This is a genomic window from Lacihabitans lacunae, from assembly GCF_042649125.1.
Taxonomy (GTDB): domain Bacteria; phylum Bacteroidota; class Bacteroidia; order Cytophagales; family Spirosomataceae; genus Leadbetterella; species Leadbetterella lacunae.
In genome coordinates this window covers 3,011,807-3,033,559 of record NZ_JBHRYQ010000001.1, presented here as the reverse complement: position 1 = coordinate 3,033,559, position 21,753 = coordinate 3,011,807, and the positions used below count along the sequence as shown (strand labels likewise).

Annotated in this window: 15 protein-coding genes; 11 read left to right on the top strand and 4 right to left on the bottom strand. The window is 38.2% G+C overall.

Features of this window, described 5'->3' with window-relative positions; genetic code table 11:
* Window positions 1–41 precede the first annotated feature (41 nt).
* Window positions 42–422: a BlaI/MecI/CopY family transcriptional regulator gene (locus tag ACFOOI_RS13280; protein ID WP_379838464.1), complete on the bottom strand. Its 381-nt coding sequence runs from the start codon at window positions 420–422 to the stop codon at window positions 42–44.
* A gap of 230 nt (window positions 423–652) precedes the next feature.
* Here ACFOOI_RS13280 and ACFOOI_RS13275 point away from each other — a divergent pair, with 230 nt between their 5' ends.
* The 3 genes from ACFOOI_RS13275 to ACFOOI_RS13265 all read left to right on the top strand — a co-directional run bounded on the left by ACFOOI_RS13275 (window position 653) and on the right by ACFOOI_RS13265 (window position 4,714).
* Complete coding sequence (locus tag ACFOOI_RS13275) at window positions 653–895, top strand: hypothetical protein (protein ID WP_379838463.1); 243 nt, start codon at window positions 653–655, stop codon at window positions 893–895.
* Between the two features lie 295 nt (window positions 896–1,190).
* On the top strand, window positions 1,191–1,571 hold the full coding sequence (locus ACFOOI_RS13270) for a (deoxy)nucleoside triphosphate pyrophosphohydrolase (protein WP_379838462.1): 381 nt from the start codon (window positions 1,191–1,193) through the stop codon (window positions 1,569–1,571).
* 2 nt (window positions 1,572–1,573) lie between these two features.
* Window positions 1,574–4,714: a DEAD/DEAH box helicase gene (locus ACFOOI_RS13265; protein WP_379838461.1), complete on the top strand. Its 3,141-nt coding sequence runs from the start codon at window positions 1,574–1,576 to the stop codon at window positions 4,712–4,714.
* Here ACFOOI_RS13265 and ACFOOI_RS13260 read toward each other — a convergent pair whose 3' ends face one another.
* A complete protein-coding gene (locus tag ACFOOI_RS13260; protein WP_379838460.1) occupies window positions 4,715–5,515 on the bottom strand; it encodes an SGNH/GDSL hydrolase family protein in 801 nt (266 codons plus the stop codon).
* Window positions 5,516–6,122: 607 nt separating this feature from the next.
* Between ACFOOI_RS13260 and ACFOOI_RS13255 the strand changes: the two genes are divergently transcribed.
* The 6 genes from ACFOOI_RS13255 to ACFOOI_RS13230 all read left to right on the top strand — a co-directional run bounded on the left by ACFOOI_RS13255 (window position 6,123) and on the right by ACFOOI_RS13230 (window position 13,751).
* Window positions 6,123–7,646 (top strand): glycosyltransferase family 39 protein, encoded by a 1,524-nt coding sequence (locus ACFOOI_RS13255; protein WP_379838459.1) that lies wholly within the window; start codon window positions 6,123–6,125, stop codon window positions 7,644–7,646.
* 105 nt (window positions 7,647–7,751) lie between these two features.
* Window positions 7,752–9,923, top strand: a complete 2,172-nt coding sequence (locus ACFOOI_RS13250; protein WP_379840222.1) for a B12-binding domain-containing radical SAM protein — start codon at window positions 7,752–7,754, stop codon at window positions 9,921–9,923.
* Window positions 9,924–9,976: 53 nt separating this feature from the next.
* Window positions 9,977–10,168 (top strand): hypothetical protein, encoded by a 192-nt coding sequence (locus ACFOOI_RS13245; protein ID WP_379838458.1) that lies wholly within the window; start codon window positions 9,977–9,979, stop codon window positions 10,166–10,168.
* Window positions 10,165–10,569 (top strand): type II toxin-antitoxin system death-on-curing family toxin, encoded by a 405-nt coding sequence (locus ACFOOI_RS13240; RefSeq protein WP_379838457.1) that lies wholly within the window; start codon window positions 10,165–10,167, stop codon window positions 10,567–10,569. Before ACFOOI_RS13245 ends, ACFOOI_RS13240 begins: the two co-directional genes overlap by 4 nt.
* A gap of 67 nt (window positions 10,570–10,636) precedes the next feature.
* The gene (locus ACFOOI_RS13235) at window positions 10,637–12,736 is read left to right on the top strand and encodes an alpha-glucuronidase family glycosyl hydrolase (RefSeq protein ID WP_379838456.1); all 2,100 of its coding nucleotides are present in this window, start codon (window positions 10,637–10,639) and stop codon (window positions 12,734–12,736) included.
* Window positions 12,737–12,890: 154 nt separating this feature from the next.
* Window positions 12,891–13,751, top strand: a complete 861-nt coding sequence (locus tag ACFOOI_RS13230; protein ID WP_379838455.1) for a Nif3-like dinuclear metal center hexameric protein — start codon at window positions 12,891–12,893, stop codon at window positions 13,749–13,751.
* A 1-nt stretch (window position 13,752) separates the two neighbouring features.
* On the opposite strand, the gene ACFOOI_RS13225 is transcribed toward ACFOOI_RS13230, so the two are convergent.
* The gene (locus ACFOOI_RS13225) at window positions 13,753–14,829 is read right to left on the bottom strand and encodes an alpha/beta hydrolase (protein WP_379838454.1); all 1,077 of its coding nucleotides are present in this window, start codon (window positions 14,827–14,829) and stop codon (window positions 13,753–13,755) included.
* A 257-nt stretch (window positions 14,830–15,086) separates the two neighbouring features.
* Here ACFOOI_RS13225 and ACFOOI_RS13220 point away from each other — a divergent pair, with 257 nt between their 5' ends.
* Window positions 15,087–15,431 carry a LiaF transmembrane domain-containing protein gene (locus ACFOOI_RS13220; protein ID WP_379838453.1) on the top strand — a complete coding sequence of 115 codons (345 nt, stop codon included), beginning with the start codon at window positions 15,087–15,089 and terminating at the stop codon, window positions 15,429–15,431.
* Between the two features lie 68 nt (window positions 15,432–15,499).
* Here ACFOOI_RS13220 and ACFOOI_RS13215 read toward each other — a convergent pair whose 3' ends face one another.
* On the bottom strand, window positions 15,500–18,433 hold the full coding sequence (locus ACFOOI_RS13215; protein ID WP_379838452.1) for an FAD-binding and (Fe-S)-binding domain-containing protein: 2,934 nt from the start codon (window positions 18,431–18,433) through the stop codon (window positions 15,500–15,502).
* Between the two features lie 282 nt (window positions 18,434–18,715).
* Here ACFOOI_RS13215 and ACFOOI_RS13210 point away from each other — a divergent pair, with 282 nt between their 5' ends.
* Window positions 18,716–21,736 carry a SusC/RagA family TonB-linked outer membrane protein gene (locus tag ACFOOI_RS13210; RefSeq protein ID WP_379838451.1) on the top strand — a complete coding sequence of 1,007 codons (3,021 nt, stop codon included), beginning with the start codon at window positions 18,716–18,718 and terminating at the stop codon, window positions 21,734–21,736.
* Window positions 21,737–21,753 lie beyond the last annotated feature (17 nt).

Genomic DNA, 21,753 nt, shown 5'->3' with positions numbered 1-21,753 from the left:
TGTTTTTTTAATGTTTTAAAAATAGCTTTTTCATAAAATTGTTACGTGTCTTGTTCGAGCTGTTGGATGAGTTTTTTGAGCTCCGTGAGCTCTTCATTAGATGCGTGGTGGTTTCCGAGAGCCTGCATAACCAAGTGCATGGCATTGCCCTGAAACGTGGAGTCAATAAAACGATTCAGTAGTGATTTCTGCGTAGCTTCTTCGCTCACGTTAGCCTCAAAAATATGCTGTTTGCCCTCGGTGTTTTTGGTCACGAGGCCTTTGTCAAACATTATCTGCATGATTTTTAGGGTGGTGGTGTAGCCCGTTTCTTTGGTTTGGTTCACTACCTCGTTTACCTCTCTTACGGTGGCACGGCCCTTTTGCCACAATATGTTTAGTATTTCGAGTTCTGATTCCGTGGGTTTTTGAAAGTTTTGCATCTGTCTACGAATTGTTTCGTACAAATGTAATACGAAAAGATTCGTACTTCCAAATTTTATTTACGAAATTTTTCGTAGGAGTGGAAATTCAGGATTGAGTTTAAAAAAAACTTAACTATAAATATTAGAAAAACCCCTCTCAGAAGTGCTTTAAATGCATTGTTACTCATCGGATGTTGACTCATATTTTAAATTATGTATTTTTTTGTTACTTAAACATTATAAAAATTATGATACTATCAACGATTGAGTTAATTATAAAATTAGAAGAAATCACACCTGAAGGCTTAGAGGTTTTATTACATATTGGAGTTCTTACAACGACAAAAGCTGTTTATTTAAAAAATGAACTTATCTATATTTTCCATATGGAGTATGATTGGGACTTTAAAACCAATGAAGGATTTAGTAAAAAAGAGATGCTTGAAAAATATCCAAAAACTCGCTGGAAAGTTAAGCAGGTTATAGATTGATTTTTTGCAGTTTTTTTATTTATACTTTATAAGATTTGTTAGCTTTACATATTAACTTAGTGAAATTTTAAATGAATTCAATCCACATGGTTTATTTTAAAAATGCTTCACATAGCATTGAGCTTTTATCTATAAATAATGGTTGTTCTTTTCGCTATTTATTTAATAGAGAAGGACTTTATTTTTACTTATTCAAAAACTTTGGTGACTTGATTAAATACTTGAATTTTGGAAAAAGAACATGGTGTTATTTTTCAGAAGACGAGAGTCGCATATTTAATTTAAAATAATAATAATGATAGAAGTTGTTTGTGCAATTATTAAAATTAATGGCAAAATCCTTGTTACACAAAGAAGCGAAAAAATGAGTCTTCCTTTGAAATGGGAATTTCCTGGCGGTAAAATTGAATCTGAAGAAACTGAAGTTGATTGTATAAGAAGAGAATTAAAGGAAGAGTTAAATATTGACGTTGATGTTCAAGAGCGATTAGATCCGGTAGTCTATTCTTATCCAGATTTTAAAATTAAACTTATCCCTTATGTAGTAAAATATATATCAGGAAATATAATATTAAATGAACACGCACAGTATAAGTTGTTAAATATTAGCGAGTTGCTAATTCTTGACTGGGCAGAAGCTGATATTCCAATTGTAAACCAAATAAAAACCATATAACCATGTTCGAAGGAATTTATGAAGAGTTAGTAACAAAACTTGTTTCTTTAAAAATCAATGAGTTGGATAAAGACAGTTACTATATAAATGAGTCTAAAATTGACAAGGCTGAAGCCGCACAAATACTCTCTAGGCATATAGGTAAAACTGTAAAACATATTTTGAGTTTAATATCAGGAGATAATGCTGTTGAACAACAAATAGAAATAGCCAACAAATTAATTTATTTTCTAAGTGCAGAATTAAAAAAAAATGAGTTAGAAGATGATTTAGTCTCCTCTGAGGGTAGAATTTTAAAGGCTGTGTTTTCTAAAATAGATGCACATTTTACGGATTTAGATTTGAGACTAAAGGAAATTACACCATTTACAAGGTTAATTCATAGTGAACTTTTTACAGGGGGAAATACCGGTACAACTTTAGAAAGTGAATTAAGAAAAGAGATATTGTCTTCTGATAGGATTGATTTACTTGTTTCATTTATAAAATGGCCTGGAATAAGGATTTTAGAAAATGAACTAGTTAAATTTACAAAAAGAGGAGGAAAGTTAAGAATTATAACTACTACTTATGTTGGAGCGACAGATTTAAAGGCTGTTGAGTTTTTGTCAAAACTTGAAAATACTGAAATCAAAGTTTCATACAATACAAGCAATGAAAGGTTACATGCAAAAGCATATTTATTCATAAGGAATACTGGCTTTCATACCGGTTATATCGGCTCTTCAAATTTTTCTAGATCGGCATTAACTAATGGCTTAGAATGGAATCTTAAAATTACAACAAACGAAGTTGGTCACATTATTGATAAATTCAAAAAAACATTTGAATCATACTGGCAAAACACAGAGTTTGAAACCTTTAATAATCAAATTCATTCAGAAAAACTGAAGACAGCTTTGAAACAGGGTAAGTTTTCGAAAGAGTATTCTCCTGCAACTACTTTTTTTGATATCAAGCCGTTTGCTTATCAAAATGAAATATTAGAAAAACTAGAAGTAGAAAGAACCATTCATAATAGGTTTAAAAACTTAATTGTAGCTGCAACCGGTACAGGGAAAACTGTGATATCTGCTTTTGATTATAAAAATTTTAGATTAAAGAATAAATCTTCGAGGTTACTTTTTGTGGCACATAGAAAAGAGATTTTACAACAAGCAATGTCTACTTTTCAAGGAGTATTAAAAGATAATAATTTTGGAGAACTGTGGGTAGATGGAATTGAACCATCAAATAATGAGTTTGTTTTTGCATCTGTTCAAACTTTGAATAATAGAATAAAAGGTTTAAACCTTAGTCCCGAATATTATGATTTTATTATAATAGATGAAGTTCATCATATAGCTGCAAATTCTTATAGACCCATACTTAATTATTTTAATCCAAAAATACTACTTGGATTAACCGCAACTCCAGAGAGAATGGATAATGAAGATATATTAGTAGATTTTTGTAATCGAATAGCTGCAGAGATAAGACTTCCAGAAGCTTTAAATAAAAAACTACTTTGCCCTTTTCAATATTTCGGAGTTACGGATAATATTGATCTTTCTAATGTGAAGTGGGAAAAAGGAAGGTATGTAGTTAGTGAATTAGATAAAATTTATACAAAAAATGATATTCGTATTACTCAAATAATTAACAGTTTAGATAAATATACCTTAGACTTAGGTGACGTTAGAGCAATTGGTTTTTGCGTCTCAATAGAGCATGCAGTATTTATGACTGAGAAATTTAATTTAGCAGGTCTAAAAGCAAATTACTTAACTAGCAAAAATTCTGGAGAAAGAGATACTATTAGGCAAAAGTTTAAAAATAAAGATTTTAACTATCTTTTTGTAGTAGATATATTTAATGAAGGAGTTGATATTCCAGAAATCGATACAGTATTGTTTTTAAGACCCACAGAAAGTTTAACTGTATTTTTGCAGCAACTAGGTCGAGGTTTAAGATTAGCTGAAGGAAAGGATTGTTTAACGGTGCTTGATTTTGTTGGAAATTCAAGACCAGAATACGATTTTGAAAGTAAGTTTAGAGCTTTAATAGGTAAAACAAAAAGCTCCGTGGAGAAAGAAATTGAAACTGGATTTCCACATTTACCACTTGGTTGCTCAATTGTTTTAGAGAAAAAAGCAAAAGAAGTAATTCTAGAAAACATAAAAAGAGCTACCTCATTAAATGTCAATCAGTTGATTAGCAAAATTAGGAATTATAAGCATCAAACAATTTTGCCATTGACATTAAAAAACTTTATAGAATTTAATAATATACCGATTGAATTAATTTATAAAAAAGATAATTGGTCAAGGCTTTGCCAAAAAGCGGGTGTAATTGATGATTATGAGATTAAAAATGAAAAAGAGATTTATGGAGCTATTTCAAATAAATGGCTTTCTACAAGGTCTCTTACTTATTTTAAATTCATTTTAAGTTTAGCTAAAAAGGACTTTAAAATTAAAGTAACTGAATATTCTGAAAGTGAGCAAATTATGCTTTTAATGTTACACTATGATATTTGGCAGAAACAAGGTGAAAATGGTACTTTAGAGGAGAGTATTCAAGAAATTGGGAAAAATAAACTTTTGGTAAATGAAATAATTGAGGTTTTAGAAATCGTAATTGATAAAATTGATTTTTTAGAATTAGATATTAAGTTACCATATGTTCAACCTTTAAAAGTTCATGCTAGATATACGCGTGATCAAATTTTAGCTGCTTTCGGATTAAGTACTTTTCAAAAAAAATCTTCAAATAGAGAAGGATGTGCAGAAAATAAAGAATTAAATACTGAGGTTCTTTTTGTCGATTTAGTAAAGTCAGAAGAGGATTTTTCTCCCACGACTATGTATGATGATTATGCCATAAGCGAAACATTATTTCATTGGCAAAGCCAAAATTCTTCTAGGCCTGAAGTTGGTAGAGGTAAATCATATATAACACAAAAAGAAACAGATAAGAAAATACTTCTATTTATTAGAGAAAGGTCAAAAGATGAGTATGGAAATACAATGGGTTATGTTTTTATAGGAGAAGCAAACTTTAAAGAAAATGAGGGAGCAAAGCCAATGAGTATAAAGTGGGAGTTAAATGAACCTATGCCAAATTATTTATGGAAAGATTCTGCAAAGTTATCTGTTGGATAACTACCTCCCCACAACCCTAAGCCACTCCAAGGCCATCATTTCGTGTCCGGCGGGCATGGGGTGTATGCCGTCCCAAATCCAGTAGTTGGGGGCTGCTTTTTGGGTAGCTTTGGTAAATAGCTCTTGGAAAGGTACGTGTAGGGCTCCAAACTCTTGGGCTAGTTTTTTGACTATTTGTTGCCTTGGTTTTAGTTCTTTTTGGTATTCCTCATATTTGTCTTTTACTCGGCCCACGGGCAGCACAAAGGGCTCGCAGAGTACCAGTTTTACGTTTGGCAGTGCGGCTTTGGTTTGGGTGAGTAGGTTGCGGTAGTGTTGCTCAAAGTTTGGGGCTGCGTCTGCTTGGCTGCCTTTGAGGTATGCTTCGAGGTCATTTACACCCACCAATATCGATATCAGGTCAGGTTTTAGGGCTAGGGTGTCTTCTTGCCAGCGGTTTTGGAGGTCGGTTATTTTGTTGCCACTCACGCCTCGGTTATATATGGTCAGTTGTTTTTCGGGGTATTTGAGCCACAGTTTGCTGGCCACATTGTTGGCGTAGCCGTGGCCCATGAGGTGGTTCCAGTCTTGGTTTCGGGTTCGGTTGCCGTCTGTGATAGAATCTCCCTGAAACACGATGGTTTTTATTTCCTCATTCCAGCTTTTATCTGTTTCGATGCCAAATGCACCTAAGGCCAAGCCACTTTTTAAAAATGTCCTTCTTTTCTGATTCATACAAGCAAGATATTTAGAATTTATGTATTTCATGCCTTTTTGTGCTACGTTTTTTGACCACATAGTACACAATAGAGAATACCACATAGGCACATAGTTTTTAAGGAAAGAAGGCTATGCGTTCTATGTGAAAAATATAGGGTTTGAATGGCTATGAAGCCTATGTGTTTAGGCGTCGAAGTTTTTTGACCACATAGATCACAATAGGGAATACCACATAGGTACAAAGGTTTCAAGGAAAGAAGGCTATGCGTTCTATGTGAAAAATATAGGGTTTGAATGGCTATGATGCCTATGTGTTTAAGAATCGAGTTTTTTTTGAGCATATAGTTCACAATAGGAAATACCACATAGACACATAGTTTTTAAGGAAAGAAGGCTATGCGTTCTATGTGAAAAATATAGGGTGTGAATGGCTATGATGCCTATGGGTTTAAGATTCGAAGTTTTTTTTGACCACATAGTTCACAATAGGGAATACCATGTAGATACAAAGGTTTATAAGGAAAGTAAACTATGCGTTCTATGTGAAAAATATAGCATTTGAATGGCTATGATGCCTATGTGTTTAAGACTCGAAGTTTATTTTGACCACATAAGTACATAGTTTTTGCCTTTAAATCTTTCGCCATTTATCACAATTACAATGCATTAGTTCGGAAAGAATTTTAAGTTTGATTTTTATTTAAAAGCTATGATTAAAAAATACGGGCTGCTGCTGCTTTTTGTTTTTGTCAAATTTTTGCTTCAGTATCAGGTGATTGCTCCTGAGTTTCAGTTGCATCGAGACGAGTACTTGCACCTCGACCAGGCCCATCATTTGGCTTGGGGATATACTTCGGTGCCGCCGCTTACGTCGTGGGTGTCGTGGCTCATATTTCAGTTGGGCAATTCCGAGTTTTGGGTTAAGTTTTTTCCTGCTTTGTTTGGGGTGCTTACGATGGTGCTGATTTGGAAAACCGTGGAAGCACTCAAGGGCGGCGTTTTTGCTCAGGTGTTGGCGGCCACCACATTTGTGTTTTCGGGTTTTGTGAGAATGAACATGCTCTATCAGCCAAATTCGTTCGATATTTTGGCATGGACGGCCTGCTTTTATTTTCTTATCAAATACCTCAACTCTGAAGAGTCAAAGTGGCTATATTATTTGGCTGCGGCATTTGCTTTGGGCTTTCTGAATAAGTATAACATCGTGTTTTTGTTGATCGGCTTGTTGCCCGCCTTGGCTGTTTCTAAGCACCGCGTAGTATTCCTCAAAAAAGAATTTTATTTGGCCATTCTGATGGCGTTTTTACTGATATTACCCAATGTGTTGTGGCAGCTTCAAAACGACTTTCCGGTGCTTCACCATATGAAACAGTTGACTGAAAGTCAATTAGTTAATCAGAGTAGGCTCAGCTTCCTTGTGGAGCAACTTATGTTTGTGATCGGCTCTATTTTGTTGATTTTGGGAGCCTTTGTGGCCCTTTTGGTATATAAACCATTTAAAACCTACCGTTTTTTGGTGCTGACTTACTTGATTACCATGGCGGTTTATGTATACCTCAAAGCCAAAGGTTACTATGCATTTGGTTTGTATCCAGTCTTTTATGCTTTTGGTGCTGTGTTTTTTGAAGGTATCTTGAAAGCCACTAAAAAAGTATGGCTGAGACCTGCATTGGTGGTATTTCCGGTTTTATTTTTTGCTTTGATTTTTAGAGTAGCATTTCCCATTTATGGCCCAAAAGATTTAGATAAGATTTTGCCCAAATATAAAAAATACGGCTTGGCCAAATGGGAAGATGGCAAGGAGCACACCCTGCCGCAGGACTTCGCCGATATGTTGGGTTGGAAACCTTTGGCCGCTTTGGTAGGCAGTGCCTCTTTGCTGCTGCCCGAAAATGAATACACGCTCATCTTATGTGATAATTATGGAGAAGCCGGGGCCATAAACTTTTACTCAAAAAACAAGCACAGCGAAGCGGTTTCGTTTAGTGGCGACTACCTCAATTGGTTTGATTTAGACCGAAAAATAGTACACGTAATATTGGTACAAGACCCAAATGACTCAGACAAAGAACGAAAACGCGAGACACCGATGTTTGAGGAAGTTATAAAAATAGGAGAGGTTAACGATGCCTTCGCTAGGGAATACGGCTCGGCGGTGTATGTGCTTAAAGGTGCCAAAGTAGATGTAAACCAGATTTTGCGTGATGAACTAAAAGCCGAAAAACAGCACTAAATAGGAAGGCTTGAGTTTTTGACTTTTAAAAATATGCGATTGGGGTAAAATTAAAATCTGTTTTGCTCTTGATTTAATTCCTTATTTTTGTTGAAAAAATACCTGATTTTGAAAGAGCTTTTATTGATTACGCCTCCTTTTACCCAGCTGAATACTCCGTATCCGGCCACGGCCTATTTAAAGGGTTTTCTGAATACCAAGGGCGTCGGAGCGTTTCAGATGGACTTGGGCATAGAGGTTATCTTAGAGATCTTTTCTCCCGAAATCTTGGCTCAGATTTTTGAACAAGCAGCACCCAAAATAGCAGCTTGCGAGCCGAATATTCAGCGTATTTTTGGATTAAAAAATGACTATCTGATGACAGTGGCGGAGGTCATCAAGTTTTTGCAAGGCAAAAGCCCAAACCTAGCTCGGCAGATATGTGGAGGTAGTTTTTTGCCTCAGGCATCACGGTTTAATCAGTTAGACGACATGGCGTGGGCATTTGGCAACATGGGCATGCAAGACAAGGCCAAACACCTCGCTACGCTATACCTCGAAGACCTCTCTGATTTTTTTGTGGCTACGCTGGATGAGCACTTTGGCTTTAGTCGCTACGCCGAACGCTTGGGCCGCAGTGCCAATCAGTTTGACGAACTGTATGCACATTTGGGGCAGTCGCCCACTTTTATTGATGAAATCAGCCTGAAACTTTTAGATAAAACTATACAAGAAAATCAGCCAAGTTTGGTGTGTTTTTCTGTGCCTTTTCCGGGTAATTTATATGCGGGTTTTCGCTGTGCTCAATATATCAGAAGGCAGTATCCCGATATCAAAATTGTGATGGGAGGGGGCTTTGCCAATACTGAGCTACGAAGCTTAACAGATGTGCGGGTATTTGAGTTTTTTGACTTCATCTGCCTCGACGACGGCGAACGCCCAATAGAACTATTGACTTCAAAATCGCCTGAGCCAGGGAAATATAAACGGACTTTTGTATTGGAAAACGGTGCCGTGGTGTATAAAAATGACAGCATACTTTCAGACTATAAACACGCTGAAGTAGGCACGCCCGACTATTCAGATCTGACGCTTGACCGCTACATATCAGTCATAGAGATAGCCAATCCGATGCACAGCCTTTGGTCTGACGGCCGATGGAATAAGCTAACGATGGCTCACGGTTGCTACTGGGGTAAATGCACCTTTTGCGACATCTCGCTCGACTATATTAAGCTTTATGAGCCTATTGCGGCCCGTGTATTGGTAGATCGCATGGAGGAGCTCATTGCCCAAACGAGCGAAACGGGCTTTCACTTTGTAGACGAAGCCGCACCGCCCGCACTTATGCGAGAGGTAGCACTAGAGATTCTCAGAAGGAGGCTTGTGGTAACTTGGTGGACCAATATCCGTTTTGAAAAGAGTTTTACATTGGACTTGTGTGCTTTGCTCAAAACCTCGGGATGTATAGCCGTTTCGGGAGGTTTGGAGGTGGCTTCTGACCGACTTTTGGCTTTGATAGACAAAGGCGTTACGGTGGAGCAAGTAGCCCAAGTGACTAGAAACTTCACGCAAGTGGGCATCATGGTGCATGCCTATTTGATGTATGGATACCCCACACAAACGGTCCAAGAAACTGTGGACAGCTTAGAGATGGTTCGACAGCTTTTTGAACTCGGAATTGTGCAGTCTGGTTTTTGGCATCAGTTTGCCCTTACGGCTCACAGTCCTGTGGGTTTAAACCCGGAGGCTTTTGGCGTATTGCCTGATATTAAGCCAATTGGGTTTGCAAATAATGACGTGCAGTTTACCGACAAAACCGGACTCAACCACGACAAGTTTAGTTTTGGTTTAAAGAAATCGCTCTTTAATTATATGCATGGCCTATGTTTTGAGTTTCCACTTCAAGACTGGTTTGATTTCAAAATACCTAAAACCCAGATTCCGCCCGACTTCATCGCCAACTGTTTAGAAGAAGATGACGTGAGCCTCTCAAAACCCAACGCAAAAGTAGTTTGGATAGGAAATGAGCCAACCGTAAGCGAAGTAAAAACCAAACGAGGGCAACAACTACATCTCGAATTCCACGAAAAAACGGAGTCGTTTTCAATAAACATGGAAATACAAAAAGGCCAATGGTTTTTAGAAAAATTAGAGGTCCTCAACGTACAAAATACCAAGCCGATAACCCTGGGCGTTTTAAAGAACTCCTACGAACAAACCTTCGAGCACTTTGAGCTCTTTTGGCAGTCCAAAGCCATGCAAACCATGCGTGAGCAGGGGCTTTTGGTATTGTGAGGATTTTGGTATATTTGACTATAAATTAAATTTTATTTTAAAAACATAAAATTATGATGAGTACAGCAGAAAAAGCAACACTGAAAGAAACACTCAGGGAGTTAATTAAAGAAGAACATTCCGTTTTAAAAGATATAGTGAGAGAAATCTTAGCCGAGATGATAACTGAAAAGGAGGTTGATTTTGATGTGTTGCTTAAGAACAATTTCGATCGCTTTGATGAAACATTTAAGGCTTTAGCATGAAGTATTTGTCTAAAAATCAAATTGTTAGAATAAATAAGGAGACTGTATTTAAGCACGGAGGTAATTTTGTGCCACCGAGTAATTTTCTTCATGAAGAAAATCTTGATTACCTAGTGGATGCCGTCAATGCGGAGATGTTTGGCCAACCACTTTATCCAACAGTTACAGACAAAGCTGCACTTTATTGTTACAATATTATTTGCAATCATATTTTCAGTGATGGTAATAAAAGGACTGGTTTGGGTGCAAGTTTAGTCTTTCTAAACATGAATGGTTTTGATTTAAACCAAGAAGTTACAAATGAAACTTTAACCGTTTTTATTATTAAAATAGCATCTGGAGAATCAAATTTAGAAGATTGTAGAGAATGGTTTTCTAAGTTTTCTACAACATTCAAATAATTGTCCAAAAGACACATATCTTTCCGCATTTCTTTCGATATTTGTTATTATTCAACCAATAATACTTATGAGAATCTTACTTTTGCTCACATTGAGCATATTTTCTTTTGCCACCTTCGCTGACGATGGCTACCGACTATGGCTAAAATACGATAAAGTCAAAAACGAAACCAAACGAAAAGCTTACGCCGCCCGCTTGGCTAATATTGAGGTAAAACTTGAGCAGGACCCTACCTTGGTCGTGATTTTAGAAGAGCTCAAAATGGCTTCTCAGGGCATGTTGGGCATCACCCCCAAAGTATCTAAAACATTGGCCGCTACGCTTTATGGAGTCACCTTAGAGATTTCAACCATCGCAGATAAAAAACCAGAGGCATATGAAATTAAGACCATAAACAAGCATTCGGTCATTCAGGCAAATACTACCCAAGGGTTATTGTATGGTACTTTTGCATTTATACAACTACTTCAGCAAGAGGAGTCTATCACAAGTTTAGACATCAAGTCCTCGCCCAAAATTCAGCTCAGAATGCTCAACCATTGGGACAATAACAACGGCACCATAGAGCGTGGCTATGCCGGCATGTCTATGTGGAAATGGTACGAACTGCCCGAAAGAATAGATCCAAGATATATTGCATATGCCCGTTCCAATGCCTCGATTGGCATAAACGGCACTGTTCTCAACAACGTAAATGCTTCGGCACGCTTTATCACAAGCGAGTATTTGGGAAAAGTAAAAGCCCTTGCTGACGTGTATCGCCCATACCATATCAAGGTATACATGTCCGTAAATTTTGCCTCGCCAAAAATCATCGGTGGCCTCAAAACTGCCGATCCACTTGACCCCGAAGTAAGGGCATGGTGGAAACAAAAAGCAGATGAAATTTATGAGCTGATTCCGGACTTCGGTGGCTTTTTAGTAAAAGCAAATTCAGAGGGCGAACCTGGCCCGATGGACTACGGACGCACCCACGTAGACGGTGCCAATATGCTTGCTGAAGCCATGGCTCCGCACCACGGGTTGGTTATTTGGAGGGCTTTTGTGTATAACGCCGACCCCAACGGCGATCGATTTGCTGCGGCATATAACGAATTTAAGCCTTTTGATGGCAAGTTTATGTCAAATGTAATCATTCAAGTCAAAAACGGACCGATAGATTTTCAAGTACGGGAGCCTATTTCCCCACTTTTTGGGGCCATGCAAAAGACGCCCGTTTCTATGGAATTTCAGCTCACGCAGGAGTATCTCGGCTGGGCTACTCACTGGGTTTATGAGGCTCCTATGTTTGAAGAAAACCTCCAAACAGACACCTACGCCACAGGCAAGGGCAACACTGTGGCGGATGTCATCATGGGCAAAACCTTCAATTACCCCATAACCTCCATGGTAGGTGTGGCAAACACAGGCTCTGACCGCAATTGGACAGGCCACCCCATGGCTCAGGCAAACTGGTTTGCTCTTGGTAAGCTCGCCTGGAATCCAAACAACACCTCTAAACAAATAGCAGAAGAATGGGTGAAGTTGACCTTCAATACCGACGCCGAAAGTCAGAAAACTATTGTGAATCTTATGCTAAACAGCCGCGAGATTTATGTCAATTATACCAATCCGCTGGGCTTGCACCATGTCATGGGCGAGAGCCACCATTTTGGCCCCGAGCCGTGGGTGAGCAAAGCCCCAAGGCCCGACTGGACCGCCCTTTATTACCACAAAGCAGATGCCTCGGGAATAGGTTTTGACAGAACCAATACAGGCTCAAAAACGCTACAGCAATACCAACCTGAGCTAAGAAAATTATATGAAAATGTAGACACCTGTCCGCTTGAATACCTCCTTTGGTTTCACCATGTGGCATGGGACAAGAAACTTTCTTCCGGCCGCACCGTGTGGGATGAGATGGTCTCACGCTACTACGAAGGCGTAAAATCAGTTGAAAAAATGCAAGCCGAATGGGCAAAAGTAAAAGGAAAAGTAGACGAAGAAACCTTCGAAAACGTAGAAGCAAGACTCAAAACCCAACTCAAAGAAGCTCTATGGTGGAGAGACGCCTCAGTATTGTACTTTCAGAAGTTTAGTCAAATGCCCGTGGCGGCACCTTACCAAAAACCAACTCGCACTTTTGAGGAGGTCAAAAAACTGGTAGATGTCTATCACGTGCATTAATTTTTTGGGCAGCCGGGCGGGCTATCCGTACTCGCTCTTTGTGTGCGGCTGAGGCCAGCACACAAAGGAGCTCAAACAATACTCCTATCCCTGCTGCGAGATTTGTGCTCTTAAAAAAAGAACGTTTTTTTATTTAATCCTATCGCTTAAAGCCATGAATTTGAAAACTAAAATATTAACCTTGTTCCTTGTAATTGGTTTTAATTCAATTAACTATGCACAAGAAGTACTCACGGCCAATCAAGTTATCGAAAAGATAAAAGCGAACGTAACGGCATCTTGGAAAGAACCCACTCGCGACGTAATCATCTACGGAAATGGCGAAACCAAAGTCACCGGAATAGCCGTCACGTTTATGTCTACATTGGCTGTTTTACAAAAAGCAAAAGCCCAAGGGTGCAATTTTGTGATTACCCACGAGCCTACTTTTTATTCGCATTACGATGATTTAAAAATTCATGAAGCCGACCCCGTTCAGCTCGCTAAGGTCAAGTTCATTGAGGATAACAATATGATTATTTTTAGATTTCATGATCATCAGCACAGCACTTTTCCTGACCAAATATATGAAGGCGTAGTAGACAAAATGGGCTGGCGAAAGTATTGGACACCAGGAAGTAAGTCATTCGTAATGCCACAGACTACCCTTGGTCAATTTGTTAAAGAATTGCAACAAAAGTCGGGAGGTAAAACCATTCGTGTAGTGGGTGACCCCAACATGAAAATCTCAAAAGTAGGTTTAGCCTTAGGAGCTGCAGGCACAGATACGCACTTTAAAGTTTTGAAAGAAACAAACTGCGACCTCTTAATAGTTGGAGAAAGCAACGAGTGGGAAACCGTGCCTTACTTTCAAGACGCCCAAACTCTTGGCCAAAACAAAGCCTTAATAGTTATGGGGCATGCTGATTCTGAGGAGGCGGGCATGGTATATTTTCAGGCTTGGCTACAGAAACTTTATCCCCAAACCAAAATAGCCTTCATAGAAGCAGGCAATCCATTTTGGTCTGGAAAATAACTTAGGCGTACAGCCAGTTTAACGCCTTCGGAAACTCCTGTCCCCAGCGGTTTTCGTTGTGCTCGCCCAATGGGTCTATTTCTGCTTTTATCTGAATTTTATTAGAAGCAAAACCTTGCGTTTCTATAGTGTTTTTTAACTTTTCTATATTGGGCAGCATGCTTTCGCTTTCTTTTCCACCACCATATATGTAGATTTTGGTATCTAATGGATTAAAAAACTCCACAGCGTCAAAATATATTTTGGGCGATGTCCACAGTGCCGGCGATAAAACCATCAGCCTCCCGATAGTTTCAGGGTACATCATGCCGGTGTAAATACTTATCAGCCCGCCCATTGAGCTACCGCCTATGCCGGTGTGTTGCCTTTCGGGGAGGGTCCTATATTTTTTGTCAATCAAAGGTTTCAGATTGCGTACTATAAAAGTCGCGTATCGCATTCCTTGGCCTTTTACTCTGTTTTTATAAGGCGAAAACTCCACTTGGCGGTCTTCTTCACCATGATTTATGGCTACCACTATCACATCAGATATTCCTTGGCTTTTGAGAAGCGAAAGTCTTCTATCTATCTCCCAATTTCCATATTTAGAGCCTTCGCCAAATAGGTTTTGGGCGTCGTGCATATATAATACGGGGTAACTTTTATCAGGTTTGCTGTAATAGTCTCCGGGCAATAAAATGCTTATTTTTCGAGTTTTCTGAAGTTGAGGAAACTCCACTTCGTCCTCTTCTATTATAGGAAGGTTTTCAGCCACAAAGGGCGTGTAGCCGTTTTGTCTCCAAAGGGGCACAAAGTCTACTTTAGGAGTTTTCTTAAACTCGAGAATCCTATTGTTTATTGGGTTTCCAAAAATATCGAGTTCCACATGATCCCAGCCACCTTTGGTATATTTATACTCTAAAGGATTGTCAATCTTTACAAGTTGCTCAAACGGCAATTGGTATTTGCCATCGCTCACTTTTTTCATTTTGTAGTCCGGGTGGTTTGGATTCCAATCACAAAAACTACCAGATATATATATAGGCCTGTCGTCAGAACTCGTCGTGTTTACTTCTAGGTACCCTGCTGCACTTATCATCGTCTCTTTATTTTTCGGGTTGCAAATGTAAGCCTCAATTTTACACTACCCAAATTGATTTAAGTCAATTTTCGATTAAAAATTTCTGCAAATATTTAATTACGCATAGTTTTAATCAACTTAATACAATCCATCGAACATTTGTTTTCCGTTTATCGGTAAAAAATAAACGTTCAACGAGTTAAACCCTTGTTCTATAGAATTTTGCTTACCTAACATGTAAATCATGTATAGTTTTGAAGAAAAAAACAAACAATATGAAAAATAGAGATAACAACAAATCGGTTTTATTAGCAGTAGTTTTAATTGCTTTCGGAGGTTTCTTTTTAATGGATAACTTTCATTTTCTAAACTTTCATTTCCCAGTAGAAATTTTAAGTTGGAAACTAATCTTTGTGTTTTTTGCAATTAGCAGTTTTGCAAAAGGAAGATTCTTTGGTGGAGCTATCTGGAGTTTTGTAGCGTTTTATTTCTACAACCCAAGTATCCTCAATCAGTTTAATGTAAACAGTATTTTTGAGTTATGGCCAATATTGCTAATAGGAGCGGGAGTTGATATGATTATTAAAGCCGATAGAAAAAGAAAATTTAGCGAATGCTAAGTAATAAATATAGGTATAAGTTTAACCAAAGTAAGAAGTGTAAACTCCTTACTTTGGTTTTTTAGCTTTTAGGCCAAGGCCTCAAACAATATTTCTATAGGGTGCTGAGCGTTTTTGCCAGTGCCATCATGAATTTGGTGACGGCAGCTTGTGCCCGGTGCAGCTATAATCACATCGTCGGCCTGACTTCTCACCGTTGGGAATAACACCAACTCTCCGATTTTCATTGAAATGTCATAGTGCTCTTTTTCATAACCAAACGAACCCGCCATACCGCAGCATCCACTTGGTATAAGTTGTACTTCATATCCTTTTGGCAGCGTTAGCATTTTTTTGGTATAGACCAACGAGCTCACCGCTTTTTGCTGACAGTGGCCGTGCAATTTTATTAACCTTTTGCCAGATTTAAACAAATCACTTGAAATACGCTTCGCATCGATTTCATTTGCAATGAATTCGTCAAACATCAGAGCGTTTTTAGCAAGCTTGGTTGCTTTTTCGGCTAAGTCTTTAGAAACTAGCTCTGGATACTCGTCTCTAAATGTCAAAATAGCACTTGGCTCTATGCCCACCAAAGGTATTTGGTCCGAAACCAAATCGGCTAATAGTCCTACGTTTTTGTCTGCCAAGGCTTTTGCCTCGTCTAGCATACCTTTTGACAAATAAGACCTTCCCGAAGCCACATGCTCAGGTACTATAACTTCATAGCCAAGTTTTCTTAAAAGAGCCACCGCTTTTTTGCCAATCTCTACATCGTTGTAGTTGGTGAACTCATCAATAAACAAGTACACTTTTTTATCGCTTTGAGCCGAAGTTCTGTTTTTCTTATACCATTTTTCTAATGTCGTATTAGAAAGCAAAGGCATGCTTCGGTCGGGGTGAAACCCAACGATGCTGTTGGCTATTTTTCTTAAAGGCTTATTTTTAAATATAAAATTGTATCCCCAAGGTGCCAATGATGCCAATTTGTTCATTTTGGGATAGTTTCCTATCATTTTTGAACGAAGAGGCACTCCATTCTCTTTTTGATATTGGTACATAAACTCCATCTTGAGTTTTGCCATATCCACATTTGAAGGACACTCAGACTTACACGCCTTACAAACCAAACAAAGGTCCAATACTTCCTTTATCTCTTTTGAATCAAACCGGTTTAGTTTATCTGATTGGGTAAGGGTTTCTCTCAATATGTTGGCTCTTGCCCTAGTGGTGTCTTTCTCGCTATGAGTAGCCATATAAGAAGGACACATGGTACCACCGCTTAAGTGAGACTTGCGGCAGTCGCCTGAGCCGTTACATTGCTCGGCATGTTGCAAAATGTCTTGGTCTTTAAACCTAAACATGGTTTTAAACTCCGGAGTTTGTTGGCCTGGTGTGTATCTCAAAAACTCATCCATTGGAGGAGTGTCCACTATTTTGTTGGCATTGAATATATTGTCAGGGTCCCAAGTTTTCTTTAGGGCCTTTATGAGCTCGTAGTTTTTATCGCCTATTTGTTGCCTTATAAACTCTCCTCTAAGCCTACCATCGCCATGCTCACCCGAAAGCGATCCTTTGTATTTTTTAACCAAGGTAGAGATTTCCTCGGCAATCAATCTAAACTGAGCGTTTCCTTCAACCGTCTTTAGGTTAATGATTGGTCGTAAGTGCAACTCCCCCGAACCTGCGTGGGCGTAGTGCACACTGTACATGCCATTTTTAGTAAGGATTTCATTAAATTCTTGGATGAATTCAGGTAGGTCGTTTACGTCTACCGCGGTATCTTCAATAACCGCTACAGCTTTTTCGTCTCCGGGCAAATTAGAAAGAAGACCTAAGCCCGCCTTTCTTAAAGTCCAGACTTTTTTGATGTCATCACCGTATAATATAGGGTAGTGGTAACCGAAATTTAATTTGTTTAATTCTGCCTTTAACTCAATAAATATCTGATCTACCTCTTCTCTAGTTTCCCTCGAAATTTCAACACAGAGTATTGCTCCCGGGTCACCTTCCACAAAAAACCTATTGGCCATTTGTTCCTTATTGGCCTTGGTACATTCTAGTATATAATGATCCATCAGCTCAACAGCACTTGGCGAATACTTGAGGGCAATCAAGTTCGCTCGCAGTGATTCGTCTATGGTATTGAAGTGGATGGCCATCACGCCTTGGTGTTTGGGCGGAAGTGGGTTAACGTGTAGTTTTAGTTCCGTGATAAACATTAGCGTTCCTTCTGAACCTGCTATTAGTTTACAGAAGTTAAACTCTTCTTTCGATGCTTCATCAAAAACGGCAGTTTCTAAAAGTTCATCAATAGCATAGCCCGTATTTCGTCTCGAAATACTCCTTTTGGGAAACTCATTTCTTATTTCGTCTTGGTTTTCTTTTTGAGATAAGGTGGTGTAAATATCCAAATAAAGGGTGTCTTCTAAACTTCTATTTGAAATCGGCTTTTTGGATATTTCCTCTATTTTCTCATAAAACGCTTTTCTACTAATATTTTTAAAACTTACAAAACTACCATCACTTAGGTATCCGTGTACTTCCATGAGGTGGTCGCGTGTGCTACCATATACCACAGAGTTAGATCCGCACGAATTATTGCCTACCATGCCACCCACCATTGCCCGATTAGCTGTAGATGTCTCTGGACCAAAAAAAAGTCCGTATGGTTTTAGGGCCATGTTTAGTTCGTCACGAACTACAGCAGGCTGTAATCTAACGAAGCTTTCAGCTTTGTTTATTTCTAGTATTTCATTGTAAGTTTTAGATACATCCACAATAACTCCTGCACCCACCACTTGGCCTGCCAAAGATGTGCCTGCAGTACGAGGTATTAAGGTCACTTTATGTTTTTTTGCAAAAGTGATTAGTTTTTCTATGTCTTGGTTAGAGCTAGGAAAAGCCACTCCTACGGGCATTTCTCTGTAAGCGGAGGCATCTGTGGCATAAAGTGTCCGCATGATTTTGTCAGTAAAAATCTCCCCAATAAACTCACTCCTCAATTCCCCTAAATCGATCATTTTTAATTTCAATAAGTTATACTTTCCCAAAGATAAATAAAGACCAAAGAATATTTGTCATATGATGAAAAAAGTGATTTAGAAGATTGATGAATTTAATTTTTAAGTGTCTAATTGGCACTTTTTTTATTTAAATTTCTTTTTTAATCTTTTGGATAATAGCAGTTTCTTTTTGTAGTTTTGTGAGTTGCCTCTTGGAAAGGTTCAAATTTTTAAAAGAAATCTATAACATTTTCCTAGAACAACACATTAAAATACTTTTAATTTTTAAACAATTAACCTATGATGAACAGATTCTACCAAGGAGGTCGAATTTCCCTCGGCTTTGGTAATAATCAAAAAGTGAGCAAAAGCTCTATTTTGGTTTTACTTGCAGTGTTTTTCTCATTCTCAGTTTTAGCACAAGACCTAACCGTTACTGGTAAAGTTACAGACAAGGCAGGAGATGGCCTTCCAGGAGTAACCGTACAGTTAAAGGGATCTAGCAAAGGTGCTGCAACAGATCTTGACGGAAAATATACAATTGCTGGAGTTCCAAGTACTGGTACTTTAGTATTTAGTTTTGTTGGTATGACTTCTCAAGAAGTTGCTATCGGAGGTCGTTCTTCAGTGAATGTTACTCTTTCTGATGATGCAGCATTACTTGAAGAAGTTGTTGTAGTTGGATACGGTACTGTAAAGAAGAAAGATGCTACAGGTGCTGTAAATGCAATTGGAACTAAAGATTTTCAAAAAGGTATCGTAACTTCTCCAGAGCAGTTAATGCAAGGAAGAGTAGCGGGTGTGCAAATCACTCAAAACTCAGGAGAGCCAGGTGGCGGTATCAACGTTCGTATTAGAGGTACTTCTTCTGTATACGGTGGTAACCAACCTTTATTCGTAATTGATGGAGTTCCTTTATCTTCTGACAACACTTCAGGCGACGGAAATTCACAAGGTATTGGTCGTCAGCCAGCTAAAAACCCATTAAACTTCTTAAACCCAGCTGATATCGAAAGCATTGACATTCTTAAAGATGCGTCTGCTACTGCTATCTACGGTTCACGTGGTGCTCAAGGTGTGGTTTTGATTACAACTAAGAAAGGAAAAGGAAAAGGTACTTTAGACTACGGAGTTTCATTCGGAGCAAGTACTATTACTAAAAAGTATGATTTGTTAAACGCCTCTGAGTTTGCGGCCGCTAACTCAAGTCAAAATCAAGGAGGAAATACAGATTGGCAGGATGAATTATTTAGAACCGCTCTAACTCAACAACATAACTTATCTTATGGTGGTGGTGATGCAACTGGAAACTATCGTTTTACTTTAGGATATTTAGATCAACAAGGTATTATTGAAACTTCAGGAATCAAAAGATATTCAGTTGGTTTTAATGGTGGAAAGAAGTTTATCAATAACAAATTGAACATTACTTCAAGTGTAAACCTTGCAAACAACCAAGATAAAGGAATTGCAATTTCTGACAACGCTGGTTACACGGGTGACTTAATGGCAGCGATTTTAAAATCAAACCCAACAAGAAGCGTATATGCTGCTGACGGAAAAACATACAACCAAGCAGGTGGTATTGTTGAGCCAAACCCAGTTGCTATCGTAAATTTAACAAAAGACAGAACTAACACTTTAAGAGCTCTAGGTAATATCGCTGCTGAATTAGAAATAATTGACGGTTTGAAATTCAAAACTGTTTTAGGTTTTGACCAATCTCTTTCTTCAAGAAAATCAGCTTTCTCGAAAGATTTAGCTCTTGACGGTGTTTTAGGAATTGGTAGACTTTACTTAAGAGACGTAGAAGTGAATAACAAACTTTGGGAAAATTATTTCACATATGATCATTCATTCGGAAAAACTACATTAAACGCTTTGTTAGGTTACTCGTACCAAAGCTTTGATAACTTTGGAAAATATGCAAGTTTAGCTAATTTCGCTACTTCTGATTTAGATGTAATGACTAATAACTTAGCATCTGCTAACGGTGGTAGTGCTCCAAGTAATGTTGTAAATAACTCGTATAGAAATTTTGATGAGTTACAGTCTTACTTTACACGTCTTAACTTAAACATGGGTAAAGTTCTTTTGACAGGAACATTACGTATTGATGGTTCTACAAGATTTGGAGGTAACAATAAATATGGATATTTCCCTTCAGGTGCAGTTAAATACAAACTTATCGAAGAAAACTTCGTTCCTAAGAATGTATTTTCTGACTTAGCTCTTAGAGTAGGATATGGTTTAGTGGGTAATCAGAATATCCCTCACAACCTATACGATAGAAGAGATAGATATTCAGATTGGAATGCTAACCAAGGTGCTACTGATATTTCTGGTGGTGGACTTAATGCTGTAGCGTTTAATAACCCTAACTTGAAATGGGAGACTACTTCAACGTTAAATATTGGTTTAGACTATGCACTTGCTGGAAACAGAGTTTCGGGTAATATCGAATTCTATGACAAGCATACAAAAGACTTATTATTCCAAGTAGTTTCTGCTCAGCCAGCTCCTACTCCATTTACATGGAAAAACTTAGATACGGATATTCAAAACCGTGGAGTTGAATTAGGATTAAACGTAGTAGCAGTTGACAACAAAGCATTTACTTGGGAAGTTGTAGCTAACGCAGCGTTTAACAAAAACCTAATTAAAAACCTTAGTGGAGTATATGATACAGGTGAAATCAACGGTCAAGGTTTAACGGGAGCATTTGCTCAACGTCTTGCTGCTGGTCAACCAATGTTTGCATTTTTCCTAAGAGAGTTTGGTGGATATGACAAAGAAGGTGTTTCTGTTTATCCAAACGGTGACTTCCAAACTTTCGTAAACGCTAGTCCGAACCCAACTGTTACGGCTGGTTTAACTAACAACTTCAAGTTTGGTAACTTTGATGCAAGTGTATTCTTTAATGGTGTTTTTGGAAATTATATTTATTCAAACACTGCGAATGCTTACTTTACTAAAGGTTCATTGAGCAACGGTCGTAACGTAACCAAAGATGTTGTAGGTTCTGCAGAAGGCCCATTCAATGCTCCTGACGTTTCTACAAGATTCTTAGAAAAAGGTGATTTTGTAAGATTACAAAACCTTAACCTAGGTTATAGAGTTCCTACTACGGGTCTTAAATCAATTCAAAGTTTAAGATTATACTTGACAGGTCAAAACCTAATGACTTTCACTAAGTACAGCGGACAAGACCCTGAAGTAAGTACAAACAAATCGTTGAATGGTATTCCTTCATTCGGTATTGACTATTCAGCTTTCCCAAGATCTAAAACTTGGACAATTGGAGCGAACATATCGTTTTAATTAATTAATTCTTAAAG